Source organism: Butyricicoccus sp. OF27-2pH9A (assembly GCF_027693185.1).
Taxonomy (GTDB): Bacteria; Bacillota; Clostridia; order Oscillospirales; family Butyricicoccaceae; genus Agathobaculum; species Agathobaculum butyriciproducens.
Map to the genome: position 1 here is coordinate 46,151 of NZ_JAQEXK010000011.1, position 14,253 is coordinate 60,403.

Consider the following 14,253-nt stretch of genomic DNA (forward strand, 5'->3'; position numbering starts at 1 on the left):
CCGCTTTTACTCTGCAAATCTTACTCTATTTCCTCATCGTGCTCCATGGCTCCGACAAGCGGCGCTACCATCTGCTTCTTGCGGCTGACGACGCCGGGCAGGACGACCGAATGCTCGCCGCAGTCGGTCTTGAAGGCCGCACGAACCAGCTGCTGCGCGCCCTTGCCGACGTAGAGCAGCTCTGTCTTTTCCTCGATAATGTTGGTCAGCATAGCGAACAGCATGGACAGACCGCTCGATGCCAGGCAGCTTTCCATGTACTCGAGCATTTTATCACGGATGCCGGACAGCTCGTTCTCACTGACACTCGTCACCTGCGAAATCGCAATCTTCTGATTCTGCGCCTGGAAATACTTGAAATCCATGTGGAACAGCTCATCCATCGAGCGATCAAGCAGACGCGAGCTGGAACGGAACATTTCTGTTGCATACTGCTTGATGTCCAGACCGACGATTTTCGCCAGCTCTTCTGCAGCCATGCGGTCAAGCGGCGTACACGTCGGCGAGCGGAACATCAGCGTGTCCGACAGGATTGCCGAGCACAGCAGACCCGCGATTTTCGGCTCGATCTCCACGTTGTGCTCATGGTACATCTGCGTGATGATGGTCGCGGTGCAGCCGAGCGGCTGATTGCGGAAGTAGATCGGTCCGCTGGTCTCCACCGAGTCAATGCGGTGGTGGTCGATGATCTCAACAATATTGGTCGAACGAATGCCTTCGGCGGCCTGATCGCGCTCGTTGTGATCGACCAGAATGACCGACGGACGCTCCAGATCCAGCAGGTTGCGCTGTGAGAACATACCGACGTATCGTCCCTGTTCATCCATCAGCGGGTAATAGCGGATACGCTTTTTGGAAACCGTGCGCTTTACATCCTCAACCGTTTCCTCCGGCTCGAAGGTGATAAGACCCTTTTTCCGCATCACATGCCGCACCGGAACCGCCTGACCGATAACCTTGACACAGGTGTAGGTATCATACGGGGTGGCGATGATGGAAACGCCGTTCTCCGAGGCCAGCTTTCGGATGGTGCGCGAAACCTTGGAGCCGAGGCCGATGACTATGCAGCCGGCGCTCATCTCAATGGCGCACAGCTGGCTTTCGTAACGGTTGCCGAGAATAACCATATCGTTTTTGCCGATGTAGTCCTCGAGTACGTCCGGATTAGCCGCCGCAACGACCACGCTGCCCTGCTCAAACCGCTGGTCAATGTCGCCAACCTCGAGCGTGCCGTCCAGCACATCGACCAGATTCCGATAGCTGGTCTTGGCCTCCGCCAGCGCATTGGCGTCCTGATCCTCGATGTAGAAGCGCGCGATATCGCCCAGCGTCAGCAGACCCTTCAGGCGGCGATCCTCATCAACAACGGCCAGCGTCTGAATATCATTTTCGTTCATGTAATCCCACGCACGGTGCAGCGACAGCTCCTCGCTGATGCCCGGCACCTCGCGGTACTGCACATCGCTCAGGCGCGGCTCAAACGACTTAATGTAGCGCGGCGGCTCCACGCCGAAGCGTTCGAGCACAAATTTGGTCTCCGCATTGACGTGACCCGCGCGGCAGGCTATGTATTCTCCGCCGGTCAGTCTGCGCTTGAGGTGCGCATAGCAGATTGCAGAGCAAATGGAATCCGTATCCGGATTGCGATGCCCGATAACAAAAACTGGGTTCATGCACTGATGCTCCTTTATGTGGTAAGGGATGGCTTCCCTTCGGAATCCGTTTGATGGAATGAAACCTTGTGGTTTGATTGTATCATTTAACCGGGGAAATAGCAAGGTACGGAAGAGGAATCCAACCCCAAACCATCTGCAACCGCATTGCGTATGCGATGGAGCTGACCGTACGGATTCCGCCGCTGCACCGAAAATCCTGCCGAAGTCCGCTTCTCCGTCTGCTCGCCTACCTTTTGAAAAACCGAAAATCGCAGCAGTCACCGCCGCAGCCCAGCGTTTTTGTGCGCGAAAAGCCGAGCTTGCGCAGTCCGCCGTAGGTCACGTCATCCACGTCGCAAAACAGCGGACACAGCTCCGGACAGCCGTTTTCCTGGCACGCCGTGTGCCAGAGACACTTGGTAATCGACGCGGAAAAGTGCGTTTTGTCGTGTTCCTGTGTACTCTCCCACAAGTCGGAGGTGCGCATGACTTTGAGAAAACAATAGCTGTAAATCCGATAAAATCCCGGCACAAGCTCCATTTTCGCCGTGAAAGCGTGCTTTTCTGCCGCCACCCAGTCCATCATGTACGTCCGCATATGCGCAAAGGTTTCCTCTGCAGGCAGCTCTGCCTGCAGCACCTTGTACAGCGCAATGCGCGGCAGAATGGTCTGCACCAGTGCTTTCATCTGGCTTTTGGACCTGCTTGCTGCGATTTTGATTAACATATCCAACGTTTTTTCCTGCCGTGAAAACAGCAAGCCGCCCCTGCTCCCGCCGAAGGTCTGTACCAGAAACTCCTTAATTTGCTTTTGCTGTTTGCTTTGCATAATTTCTTCATCTCTTTGCTTTTGCGGGATTCCAGTGTCAATCGTCAGTTAGTTCATCCTAACTATATCACACCGGCTTTCAATATGCCACCTTAATATACGAAAACCCTGCCGTTAATCGACACGGGATTGCTTTTCGCCAGTCTCGTTTGCTTTGTTATTCCGCGCAGAAATACGCAGTCTGCAGTTTCCCAGGGGGCTTATACCGTACCACTCTCGTTCCGCGAGCATGGCAGAAATGGAAAACTACCTGCAAAAAATTGAAGGAAATAGAAAGAAAGGAGCGTCTGGCAAGTACAGCAGACGTGACAAGGAGAACCTGCAGATTGCAGAGAAGGTGGAACAGCTACCTATGCAGCATCCGGACAAAGGCTATCGCCGTATCCGAGATGACATCGTTGGTATCCTGCTCAGTGAGCCGGCACTCGACGGCAAGGCGTCTGCTCTACCCACCGAAGCGTTTCAGTGAGATCGGTTTGGGTAATCTTCCAAAATCATTCGTACACCAAGACAATCCCATTCCTGTATCGTCAGCCTTTTGTCTCCCCGTGCGCGATACTATCCTCAAATTTCATCCATATTGTTAAAACTGCGAAAAATGCCTTGCATATTCCACACAAAAAGTGCTATAATCATTGCGAAAAAATAAAAAGGAGGCAAGCCCTATGGACAGTTGTGACAGACGAAATGTACATATGACGATGGATACAGACTATACTGCTGTTTCGAGTGTCCGTAAGCATCCTCTTTTGAAATAAGCGCTGAGCCTTGCTCCATCGTGATGAACAAGTCCACAACTGATGTTTGTGTCACTGTATCTGTTACGGTGGATTTTTTGTGCCCTTTTCCGGGCACAGAAGGAGGCTGATTATGAAAAAAGCAACATGGAAAAAAACATCTTTTGCCGAAAAAATCGTTGAGATCATCCGCACCTCCCCTTCGATCAATGAGATGCGGGAACAGCTGCAGGATTATCACGACAACGATATCGCACAAAGTCTGCAATTCCTAAACCGCGCGGAACGCAATCTGCTGTACAGCGCACTTGATGCGGAATGGCTGGCGGAGATCATCTCCTATCTGGATGATCCGGCAGAATACATTGATGAAATCGGCATTGATAAGCTGGCCGAAATTCTGAACGAAATGGACGCGGACGACGCGGTCGATCTGTGGGAGAACATCGACGAAAGCGTAAAAGTAAAGCTGCGCCCGATGATCGATGACGAAACCAAGTCAGCCATCCTGCTTATCAATTCCTATGACGACAGCGAAGTCGGCAGCCTGATCACGACCAACTACATCTGCATCAAGCAGAACCTGACTATTCGGCAGGCCATGCACGAGCTGGTAAAGCAGGCCGGTGAAAATGACAACATCGGAACGATTTATGTGGTCGATGATAAAAACCGCTTCTGCGGTGCAATCGATCTGAAGGATCTTATCGTTGCCCGAGAGAATGTTCCGCTGGATTCCATCATCAGCTACGCGTATCCGTATCTGCTCGACCACGAGAAAATCTCAGAGAGCATCGAGAAGATCAAAGATTATGCCGAAGACTCCCTGCCGGTGCTGAATAAGGATAGAAAGATCATCGGTATCATCACCGCACAGGACGTTGTCGAGGCCGTGGATGACGAGCTCGGCGAGGACTATGCAAAGCTCGCCGGTCTGTCCGCCGAGGAGGATCTCAACGAAACCACCAGGGAAAGCATGAAAAAGCGCCTGCCGTGGCTGATCATCCTGCTGTTCCTCGGCATGGGCGTTTCGACCGTTGTCGGTGCATTTGAAGGCGTTGTAGCCGTGCTGCCGGTCGTTATCTGCTTCCAGTCGCTGATTCTCGATATGGCCGGCAACGTCGGTACGCAGTCGCTGGCGGTTACGATTCGTGTGCTGATGGATGAAAAACTGAGTGCTAAGGACAAGCTGCACCTCACCTTCAAGGAAATGAAGGTCGGCACCTGCAACGACGCGCTGCTCGGCATTATGGCACTTGTCTTTCTCGGTGCATACATAGCGCTGTTCAAGGGTTATGCCGTTGGACATGCGTTCCTGATCTCCGGCTGCGTCGGCATATCACTGCTTGTAGCGATCGTGATTTCCAGTCTGGTCGGTACGCTCGTGCCGATCCTGTTCCATAAAATCAAGGTAGACCCGGCGGTTGCGTCCGGTCCGTTGATTACGACGATCAACGATCTGGTTGCCGTTGTAACATATTACGGTCTGGCATGGATTCTGCTGATTCAGCTTTTGCATATTGTTTGAGTGAAAAAACACCCTCTATATCGAATGATATAGAGGGTGTTTGCTATCTGTTTTTGCTTTTAATCGTGCTTTCTGCGGATACCGAAGTACGCCAGTCCCATTGCGGACAGACCGCACAGAGCCGCCCACAGACCGCCGATATCGCCGGTTTTCGGAACGCTGGACGTCGGAGTCTTGCTGTCGGGAATGTTCACTGTCTTCGTTTTATCCGGCGTCTTGGTCTGTGTTTCCGGCTTGGTCGTCGGAACCTTGCCGTCCGGGATGTTCTCCGTCGGCTTCAGCGGATCAAGCGGTGTAGGCTGATCCGGAATGTCAACCGGAGGCTTCGGATCGGGATCGGGAGTCGGTTTCGGGTCCGGCTTGTGGTGACCGCCGCCGCCACCGCCACCGCCGGATCTCTTGCTGTTGGTGATGGTAAAGCCATCTGCCATGCTGCCGGAAATCGAGGTATTAAAGCCGTCAACGGCCTCCTCTTCGACGGTATAGGTGTAAGCGCCGTCCAGATTTGCAAAGGTGTACGACCAGGTTTTGCCGTCCTTGTCGGTGGATCTTTCGCTCAGAAGCACCGTACCAATCGCGGTTCGCGTGCCGTCCTTCGCAATGCGGATAAGGTTTACGGTAACAGCGGTCGGATACGCGCTTGCGCCGCTCCAAACCTTGTGTACGGTGAGGGAAACCGGATTTTCCAAGGTGTCCTCACCCGGAATGATCACTTCGCCGTTTGTGCCGACACCGCCGCCGCGTTCTGCGGTATTGCCCATAATCTTGAGCGGTGCGGTTTCAGCCAGTGCCTTGCTCTTTGCGGAAACAACAGCCTTGAGACCGTAGCCCTTGATCGCACCGGAAGCCGGTTCAACCGGAGCACCCGGATTCGCTGCATCGTAGCGGTCGCCTCCGAAAGCGCCGTAGTTTGGATCACCCGCGGCGATTGAGGTATCGCGGTACCAGGTTACCAGTCCGCCGCCGTACATCCTGCCGCTGAAGCTGGTGGAATACGTCTTGTCCCACTTAAGCAGGAATGCCGCATCATCAGCAGATTTGCCTGCCGTGTTGCCAAATACAGCTGCATCCGTGCCAAGGCTTACCGTGCCCACCGGGCAGGACCAAATGCCGCCGCCCTGAATGGCTGCCTTGTTTGCGGTGATAAGCGCATTCTTAATCGTGATCGACCACGGTGCATGGCTGACGTAAACGCCGCCGCCCTGTCGATACGCTGTATTGTTTACAATATTGCCGCCTTCGAGTACAACGCGGTCTCTGCCGGACCAGCTGTATACACCGCCGCCGCAGGATGCCGTATTGTCCGAAATCGTGCCGCCGGTCATGTGGAATCGACCGCCGCCAACCGTGTCATCCTTGCTCAGAACAGCCGTTGCAACACCGCCGCCCATGCCGTTGGTCTTATTGCCGGTAATCGTGCCGTTTGTCATTTCAAACGATGCGTTGTCCTCTACGAAGACACCGCCGCCGCCTGCATTCGGCTGCTGAATTGTATCGGAATCGACTGCCGTGCTGTTGCCGGAAATCGTACCGCCGGACATGGTGAACGTGCCGTTCTCACGCACGCATACACCGCCGCCGCGCTTTGCCGTGTTGTCGGCAATCGTGCCGCCGCTCATGGCAAGAGACGAAGTGCCGTTTACGAGTACGCCGCCTGCCGCGTTATACTCCGATGCGGTATTGCCCGAAATCGTGCCCTCGGTCATCGTCATGTTGCCGCCTGCGAGGGCAACCGCGCCGGAATACTGGTTCTTGAACATACATCCGGTGATTTTGCCGCCGTTCATGGCAAATGTACCGCCGTTCTTCACATAAACCGCGCCGCAGTTTGCGGACGACGAAGCGGAAATGCTGCTGAGTTCGCCGTTCCCCATGGTGAAGGAGCCGCCGTCCACCGTAATCGCACCCATGTTCGAGCCGCTCAGGCTCATGCGGGTGATCGTGCCGCCGTTCAGCGTCATTGCACCGTTTACCTCAGCAAACGAGCCGTTAGCGATGCGGAAGCAGGAGAAATTGAAGCTGCCGTCCAGAATCAGCGCCGCGCCTTGCTCCACGCGGAAAGCCGGACCGGCGAAGCCGTTCTTGAACACAACCGAAAGGCCCTTGCCTGCATCGGTCAGCGTGATGGTCTTGCCGGACGGAATCGTAACCGTGCCGTCTACAATGAAGCTCTTGTTTGCGGTAATGGTGGTGTTTCCCTCTGCCGCTGCGTCAACGGCCTGCTGCAGCGTGCTTTCTTCGCCTTCGCGGATGTTTTCGCCATCGACAGTGACCGCAAACTTTACAGCAACACCGGCAGGAATCGTCAGCGGATTCGAGTCAATCGCAACATCCGCCGAGCATGCTTCAATATAGAAGTAGGTGATATTGGTATCTTTGTTAAATGCCTTACTGCCGATGGTCTGCATCTGGCTTTTGCCCTTGCCCTGTTCGCCAATCTGCACGGAAGTCAGCTTGGCGCAGGTGCTGAATGCACCGGCCGAGATGGTCTGTACGCTGTCGGCAAGCTCCAGCTTTTCGATACCGGTTTGCGTGAAGGCTGCCTTACCGATGGAAACAACCCCTTCAGGGATGATCAGCGTGCCGGAAAGATGCGAGCATCTGTAAAATGCGTAGCTGCCAATATTTTTCAGCGCACCCGGGAACGTAACACTGCTGATGGCAGTGCCGCGAAATGCAGAGGTACCCAGAAAAGTCAGCGCATTCGGCAGAACCAAATCGCCCTCAATCTTGACATTCTCAAACGCATTACTTCCAATCGAAGTAATCGAATTCGGCAGCTGTAATTCTCCGGTCAGACCGCTGCCGCTGAATGCGCTTTCGCCAATCGACGTAACAGAATCCGACAAGTGCAGCTCGGTCAGACCTGCACACTTTCTGAACGCACCCGTGCCGATGACCGTGATATGAGACCAGTCAACGCCGGTAATTCCGGTGCTCGAAAATGCGTTTTCCGGAATTTCGGTAATGCCTTCCGGCAGAACGACCGTGCCGGTGATACCGGTCATATTCGCGAACGCGCGGATACCCAAAGACTCGAGCGCATCAAAGGTATGCTCACCCAGCTCCAGCGAGAAGGACTCCATATTATTGAAGGCGTCCTGTCTAATGCTCGTCAGTGCGGAGAAATTCAGGCCTTCCAGCGTAGTCAGCGAAGAACAGTTCATAAATGCCTGAATACCGACAGAAGTAACCTTGGACAGATCAGCGACCGAAGTCAGCGCCGAGCATGCCGTGAACATATAGTTGCCGATTGCGGTAATATTATCCATGCCGTCAACAGTCGTCAGCGACTTCTGACCGCGGAAGGCATACTCGCCGATTTCCAGCGACAGACCGCCCAGATCAACGGTTTCCAGTGCGAGACTGCGGTGATTTACCCAGTCAAACGCATGCTCCTGAATGCCGACAACCTTGTATTCCTTATCGTCATAGGTTACGGTTTCCGGAATAACCAGCTTGGTCACGCTGTCTGCGCATCCGGTAACAACGGCATCGCCCGAGGAAACATCATACCGGATGCTGTCCTGCGTAAACGCGGTGACTGCATATGCCGCAACCGATGCCTGCTCGGCAGATTTTTCTTCAGCAGGCTTCTCCTCTGCCGGAACCTCAGCCGCAGGCGCTTTCTCCGCCGGTGCGGACGGTGCCGCCTCGGCCGGTGCTTCAGATGTACTCGGCGATGCAGACTCGCCCGGTGCAGACGGCTCGCTCGGCACAGACGGCTCGGCATTCTCGCCGGTGCTCTCTGTCGGAGCGGGGCTGCTCGTATCCGGTGTGCTTTCTGTATCGCTATCCTCTGCTTCCGGAGCGGATGCTGCAGGATCGCCGCTCTCGGAGTAACCGGTGTCGGTGCTGCCGTCTTCCGCTTCAGCCGCAAATGCTGCAAAAGTACCCGTGCCGAACGTCAGATTAAGCGACAGCAGGATGGACAGCAGCCTTGTCAACTTTTTGCTCATACTACTCAGTCCTTTATCATGAAATCAGGAAATATATCCTCCTCGCCGGTGGTCCGTATCCGCGACAGACGAGGTGTTTTCTCTGTATGGTATAGCTTACCATACAGAGGGTATAAAAAAAGGATATATTTTGGCAGAAAGCCTTCCATACTATATCGACAAAACGTAGAAATTATTGATACGCGATTGTGCAATGTGATGAAAAGCACGGTCAGTCATGTGAAAACAATCAAAATCTGCACGAAATATCCAGTATCAGCGCATCTGACAGATATAATTTTTTCTGTCAAACGGGAAAATATATCTAATTTTACAACTTAAATCAGATATACTATAATAATATGCAAAAAACGAGGTGAGCGTATGAAGTCCCAAATACGGACTGTGATACTGTTTTTTCTGACAGCGGTGTTTGCCGTCAGCGCATTCATGCTGGTGCGCCAAATGACGAGCTACCGTGCAGGCGATGAAGCCTACGCCGAGGCTTCCGAGATTGCCGCGATACCCGAAGTGACGGAGACGGAAACCGTTCAGCAGCCGACCGAACAGCCGCAGCAGGAAACGCAGACCGAACCCGTTCCGTCTGCCGACCCGTATGCACAGGCGCTGGAGCAGATGGATCTGCCTGCTCTGCAGCAGGTCAACAGTGATGTCATCGGCTGGATTGCCATTCCGGGCACCGAGATTTCCTATCCGCTGGTGCAGGGCACGGACAACGACTATTATCTGACACACACCTGGAACCAAAACAGCAGCGCAGTCGGCGCGATTTTCATGGACTGCCGCTGCTCTGCCGATTTCAGCGGCTTTAACACCATCGTGTACGGTCACCGGATGAACAACGGCTCGATGTTTGCCGCGCTGAAGCACTACAAAAAGCAGGATTTCCTGCAGGCACATCCGCAGATATATGTGACCAATGCAAGCGGAACCCATGCGTACAGCATCTACGCGGCCTATGAGGCAGCGCTTGACGGAACCGCGTATTACAGTGCGTTTTCCGACGAAACGATCAAAAAAACCTTCATTGACGAAGGCATTTCCCTGTCGGTGATCCGCACCGGCGCAGCACCGACCGTAAACGACCATATCCTCACGCTTTCCACCTGCACCGGCAACGGGCACGCAACCCGCTGGGTAGTGCAGGCGGTCATGGAATAAAAAACATCCCACTTGCTGTGCTTCAACAAGTGGGATGTTGTTATATGCTCCTATTCTTCCTCGTCCGCCAGCTTGGCCACGCGGACAAATTCATCCATTTCGCGTGTGCGCCATTTCTCCTTGTGGCTGAAAATCTGGCGGTAGAGCGAAATATAGCAGTCCTCGACCGATAAACGGATCAGCCTTCCCTCTTTTACGCTGTTCTCGACCGCGTACCACGGCAGAAAGGATACACCGCGGTCAATCTCAAGCATGCGAATGAGCAGCGAGGTATCGCCGCACTCGAGCGACGGTGTAAGAATGGTCCGCCGTGCGGCAAGACGGCGGTTGAGTACACGGCGGTAGTTATCCTGCTCGGTGAGGAAAAACGGCTGCGTAAGCAGTTCCTCAATCGTCAGCTCTTTTCCGCCCAGCTTCTCGCGCAGCGATGCAGACGCCACAAATACGATTTCCTCGCGCTGCTCCATCAGCTTGTTCCAGTTGTTGCTGTACAGTGGCTCATCAAGCACATAGATCATGTCCAGCTCGCCGCGTTCCATATGCTCAATCAATTCTTCCGGCTCACCGACCGTGATACGGATAGACACTTTCGGGTTGAATTTACGGTACAGATGCAGCACCGTCGGCAGCTTGAGACATGCAAGCGACTCAATCGTGCCGATATGCAGCGAACCGCGCAGCTCTGCCGTGGATGTGACTGACATACGCGCCTGATTGACCTGATTCATCACATCGCACGCGTGGCTGAGAAAACGCTCGCCTGTGTCGGTCAGCGCGATACGCTTTCCCATGCGGTCGAACAGACGTGTGTCCAGTTCCTCCTCCAGCTGGCGTATCTGCACCGTTACCGCCGACTGTGAGTAGCCGAGGCTCTCTGCTGCGCGTGAAAAACTCTTAAACTGTGCTACCCGAATAAAGGTTGCAAGCTGCCGAAGCTCCATGGATTTCCCTCTCTCCCCTATATTATCAATATTTTGAATCGAAATGATAAAATATATGAATTTGACTTAACCCATTAAACAGAATATACTAAATCTGCAAAGAGGTCAAGAAAGAAATTGGAGGTTTACCACAGATTTTTTATTTATCCTTTTTACACAAAAACCGCGTCCTATTTTACTGCATTTCGCCTAAAATAGGCGGTTCTTTTTGTGTCCGGAGGCAAAAATCTCGGCAGACTTCCACGGCAGCAGACCACAGAGGGGCAAACAAACGGTCTGCGCCGCAAAGGGTGACACCGCATAACCGAACAAGTGCGCTTTCCGCAAAGTGCCGCAGTTCAAATTGTTTGGTGCTGCCCGCCAAAAAGGAGGAAAAAGAAATGGAAGAAAAGAAAAAATTCAAACTCGGATTACTGCCCAAGCTCATCATCGCCATTATTGTCGGCATCCTGTTCGGCCAGTTCCTGCCGGAAGGCTTCTGCCGCTTTGTGGTAACGCTCTCGTCGTTCTTCAGCCAGTTCCTGTCGTTTATCATCCCGCTGATGATCCTCGCGTATGTTACCATGGGCATTGCTAACCTCAAGAGCGGCGCGGGCAAGCTGCTGCTCATCACGGTTGCCATCGCCTACTGCTCGACCCTGATCGCAGGCTCGGCTTCGTTCTTTGTAGCCGACACCCTGTTCCCGCACTTCATGAGTGCAGATGCGCTCGACAAGATCGCCGCAACCGCAGGCAACTCGCTGGAGCCGTACTTCAGCCTGGAAATCCCGGCGCTGATGAACACGCTGTCCGCTGTTGTTACGGCGTTTGTGCTCGGTCTGTGCATGTCCAGCCTGCGCGGCAAGACCATCGGTGACACGCTGTACAACGGCGTTTCCGACTTCTCCGGCATCATTGACTGCGTACTGCACAAGGTCATCATTCCGCTGCTGCCGCTTTACATCTGCGGCACGTTCACCGATATGACCAAGTCCGGCAAGACCTTTGCTATCCTCGGTATTCTGTGGAAGGTATTCATCGTTGTTATCATCATGCACCTGATCTGCATCTGCATCCAGTTCGTAATTGCAGGTCTGGTCAGCCACAAGAACCCGTTCACGCTCATCCGCAACCAGATTCCGGGCTACGCAACCGCACTGGGCACCCAGTCCTCTGCGGCTACCATTCCGGTCAACCTGCAGTGCGCTGAGGCAGACGGCGTTTCCTCGGAAATCCGCAACTTTACGGTTCCGCTGTGCGCGAACATCCACATGGCAGGCTCGATGATCACCATTACCGCCTGCGCTACCGCAGTCTGCCTGATGAACCAGCTGCCCATCTCCATCGGCACCGTTATCCCGTTCATCATGACGCTCGGCATTGCCATGGTAGCATCTCCCGGTGCTCCGGGCGGCTCCATTATGACCGCCCTGCCCTTCCTGTACATGATCTTCGGCACCGAGGCCGGTGACCCGAGCGGCCCGATTTGCGCTATTATGGTTGCGCTGTACATCACGCAGGACTCGTTCGGCACCGCCTGCAACGTCTCCGGCGACAACGCGATCGGCGTGATCGTGGAGACCATCTACCGCAAGTTTATCTGCAAATCCTCCGCTCAGTAAGGAGAATCCCCTATGTCCTTTATCAGTGTTTTTGATGTGCTGGGACCGAATATGATCGGTCCCTCCAGCTCCCATACCGCCGGCGCAGCCGTTATCGCGTATCTGGCGCACAAGATGATCGCGCCGCCGCTTAAAAAGGTGGATTTCACGCTGTACGGCTCATTCTCTAAGACCTATCACGGCCACGGCACTGACCGTGCGCTGCTCGGCGGCATCATGGGCTTTTCAACCGATGACACCCGCATCCGCAATTCGTTTTCGATTGCGACCGAGCGCGGTCTGTCCTACTCATTCACGCCGTGTGAGACCGAGACCGATGTCCATCCGAACACCGTGGACATCCGCATGGAGAACGCCGTCGGTCAGGTAATGACCATCCGCGGCGAGTCGCTCGGCGGCGGCAAGTGCCGCATCGCGCGCATTAACGGCGTCGAGGTTGACTTTACCGGTGAATACAGCACGGTCATCGTCGTTCAGCAGGACAAGCCGGGCGTTGTGGCGCACATCACCAAGGTGCTCAGCGACAAGGGTGTAAACATTGCGTTCATGCGCCTGTTCCGCGAGTCCAAGGGCAACACCGCTTACACGATCGTCGAATCGGACGGTCATTTCCCCGAGGGCATTGAGGAACCGCTCAAAAACAATCCCAACGTCCACGACGTCATGATCATCGAACCGTAAGGAGGAGAGCAGATTATGGATTTCAAAAACGCATCCGAACTGCTTGCACTCTGCACGCAGCAGCAGCTCCCCATCTCCGAGATCATGCGCCGCCGCGAGTGCCAGCTGGGCGAAACCACGCGTGATGAGGTCACGCACCGTATGAAGAGAGCACTCGAAATCATGCGCTCATCCGCGCTGACACCGCTCAAAACGCCGGTCAAGTCCATGGGCGGCCTGATTGGCGGCGAGGCAAAAAAGCTGGCGCAGCACGCGGCCAAAGGCCGCTCCATCTGCGGGGATGTGCTGCACAAAGCAGCGCAGTACGCGATGGCAGTGCTTGAGGTAAATGCTTCTATGGGCCTTATCGTTGCCGCTCCGACCGCAGGCAGCGCCGGTGTTCTGCCGGGCATGCTGTTTGCCTTGCAGGACTGCTACAACATCTCGGACGAACGGCTGATTGACGCCCTGTTCAACGCCGGTGCGATCGGCTACCTTGCCATGCGCAACGCAACCGTTGCAGGCGCGGTCGGCGGCTGTCAGGCTGAGGTCGGCATCGCTTCCGCAATGGCGGCCAGCGCAGCTGTCGAGCTCATGGGCGGCAAGCCTGAGCAGTGCCTTGACGCGGCCTCCACCGTGCTGATGAACATGCTCGGTCTGGTCTGCGATCCGGTCGGCGGTCTGGTCGAGTATCCGTGCCAGAACCGCAACGCGGCAGGCGTAGCCAACGCGCTCGTTGCCGCTGAGCTCTCGCTCGCGGGCATTCACCAGTTTATCCCGTTCGATGAAATGCTCGATACCATGTACGCGGTCGGCCGCCGCATCCCCATCGAGCTGCGCGAGACTGCCCTCGGCGGCTGCGCTGCCACACCGTCTGCATGTGCGAAATGCGGACTGTGCTCTTAAGGCAACACCGCACAATTAAAGCAGCGGCATTGCCATAAATCAGATCATATCAATACTCTTTTTCGCAGGACATTCCCACCCCTCGGGAATGTCCTTTTCGCTTTTCATTTGCCAAATGAAATAATATAATGACGCATCTCTATGGGTAATGCCGGGCGGAACCGTGCAGGATGTTGCAAAAATGGTACACATCGCACAAAATATCAACTTCTACGAGCAGGATTACTATACGCCGTCCAACGATGGCTTCAAGGTGTTCCGCACGCCGTTCGGCAA

The 14,253-nt window shown here is 54.5% G+C and carries 10 protein-coding genes and 1 pseudogene; 7 read left to right on the plus strand and 4 right to left on the minus strand.

Going from position 1 to position 14,253, the window contains the following annotated elements; genetic code table 11:
• Nucleotides 1–20 precede the first annotated feature (20 nt).
• Together PG722_RS09360 and PG722_RS09365 are read right to left on the minus strand one after the other, a co-directional pair.
• Nucleotides 21–1,673, minus strand: coding sequence for a putative manganese-dependent inorganic diphosphatase (locus PG722_RS09360; RefSeq protein ID WP_270580369.1), 1,653 nt, complete (start codon nt 1,671–1,673; stop codon nt 21–23).
• 229 nt (nt 1,674–1,902) lie between these two features.
• Nucleotides 1,903–2,382 (minus strand): L-2-amino-thiazoline-4-carboxylic acid hydrolase, encoded by a 480-nt coding sequence (locus PG722_RS09365; RefSeq protein ID WP_158578283.1) that lies wholly within the window; start codon nt 2,380–2,382, stop codon nt 1,903–1,905.
• A 331-nt stretch (nt 2,383–2,713) separates the two neighbouring features.
• Between PG722_RS09365 and PG722_RS09370 the strand changes: the two genes are divergently transcribed.
• Nucleotides 2,714–2,953, plus strand: coding sequence for a hypothetical protein (locus PG722_RS09370; protein ID WP_118729181.1), 240 nt, complete (start codon nt 2,714–2,716; stop codon nt 2,951–2,953).
• Between the two features lie 401 nt (nt 2,954–3,354).
• Complete coding sequence (mgtE, locus tag PG722_RS09375) at nt 3,355–4,749, plus strand: magnesium transporter (protein WP_270580370.1); 1,395 nt, start codon at nt 3,355–3,357, stop codon at nt 4,747–4,749.
• A gap of 59 nt (nt 4,750–4,808) precedes the next feature.
• Here the strand turns inward: mgtE and PG722_RS09380 are convergent, their stop codons facing one another.
• A complete protein-coding gene (locus tag PG722_RS09380) occupies nt 4,809–8,708 on the minus strand; it encodes a leucine-rich repeat protein (RefSeq protein ID WP_270580371.1) in 3,900 nt (1,299 codons plus the stop codon).
• A 384-nt stretch (nt 8,709–9,092) separates the two neighbouring features.
• Here PG722_RS09380 and srtB point away from each other — a divergent pair, with 384 nt between their 5' ends.
• Complete coding sequence (gene srtB / locus PG722_RS09385; RefSeq protein WP_270580372.1) at nt 9,093–9,869, plus strand: class B sortase; 777 nt, start codon at nt 9,093–9,095, stop codon at nt 9,867–9,869.
• A gap of 50 nt (nt 9,870–9,919) precedes the next feature.
• Here the strand turns inward: srtB and PG722_RS09390 are convergent, their stop codons facing one another.
• A complete protein-coding gene (locus tag PG722_RS09390) occupies nt 9,920–10,810 on the minus strand; it encodes a LysR family transcriptional regulator (RefSeq protein ID WP_118729185.1) in 891 nt (296 codons plus the stop codon).
• A 380-nt stretch (nt 10,811–11,190) separates the two neighbouring features.
• On the opposite strand from PG722_RS09390, the gene PG722_RS09395 reads away from it, so the two are divergent.
• From PG722_RS09395 to PG722_RS14210, 4 genes and pseudogenes are all read left to right on the plus strand, one after another.
• Nucleotides 11,191–12,411 carry a dicarboxylate/amino acid:cation symporter gene (locus tag PG722_RS09395; RefSeq protein WP_119191385.1) on the plus strand — a complete coding sequence of 407 codons (1,221 nt, stop codon included), beginning with the start codon at nt 11,191–11,193 and terminating at the stop codon, nt 12,409–12,411.
• Nucleotides 12,412–12,423: 12 nt separating this feature from the next.
• On the plus strand, nt 12,424–13,092 hold the full coding sequence (gene sdaAB, locus PG722_RS09400) for an L-serine ammonia-lyase, iron-sulfur-dependent subunit beta (RefSeq protein WP_270580374.1): 669 nt from the start codon (nt 12,424–12,426) through the stop codon (nt 13,090–13,092).
• Between the two features lie 15 nt (nt 13,093–13,107).
• Nucleotides 13,108–13,977 carry an L-serine ammonia-lyase, iron-sulfur-dependent, subunit alpha gene (gene sdaAA / locus PG722_RS09405; RefSeq protein WP_215705365.1) on the plus strand — a complete coding sequence of 290 codons (870 nt, stop codon included), beginning with the start codon at nt 13,108–13,110 and terminating at the stop codon, nt 13,975–13,977.
• A 181-nt stretch (nt 13,978–14,158) separates the two neighbouring features.
• Nucleotides 14,159–14,227 (plus strand): annotated as a pseudogene (locus tag PG722_RS14210) (hypothetical protein); the annotation flags it as partial.
• Nucleotides 14,228–14,253: the final 26 nt, after the last annotated feature.

Coding starts and splice junctions, on each gene's coding strand:
- PG722_RS09360 (WP_270580369.1), bottom strand. CDS start 1,673: ATGAACCCAGTTTTTGTTATCGGGCATCGCAATCCGGATACGGATTCC.
- PG722_RS09365 (WP_158578283.1), bottom strand. CDS start 2,382: ATGTTAATCAAAATCGCAGCAAGCAGGTCCAAAAGCCAGATGAAAGCA.
- PG722_RS09370 (WP_118729181.1), top strand. CDS start 2,714: ATGGCAGAAATGGAAAACTACCTGCAAAAAATTGAAGGAAATAGAAAG.
- mgtE (WP_270580370.1), top strand. CDS start 3,355: ATGAAAAAAGCAACATGGAAAAAAACATCTTTTGCCGAAAAAATCGTT.
- PG722_RS09380 (WP_270580371.1), bottom strand. CDS start 8,708: ATGAGCAAAAAGTTGACAAGGCTGCTGTCCATCCTGCTGTCGCTTAAT.
- PG722_RS09390 (WP_118729185.1), bottom strand. CDS start 10,810: ATGGAGCTTCGGCAGCTTGCAACCTTTATTCGGGTAGCACAGTTTAAG.
- PG722_RS09395 (WP_119191385.1), top strand. CDS start 11,191: ATGGAAGAAAAGAAAAAATTCAAACTCGGATTACTGCCCAAGCTCATC.
- sdaAB (WP_270580374.1), top strand. CDS start 12,424: ATGTCCTTTATCAGTGTTTTTGATGTGCTGGGACCGAATATGATCGGT.
- sdaAA (WP_215705365.1), top strand. CDS start 13,108: ATGGATTTCAAAAACGCATCCGAACTGCTTGCACTCTGCACGCAGCAG.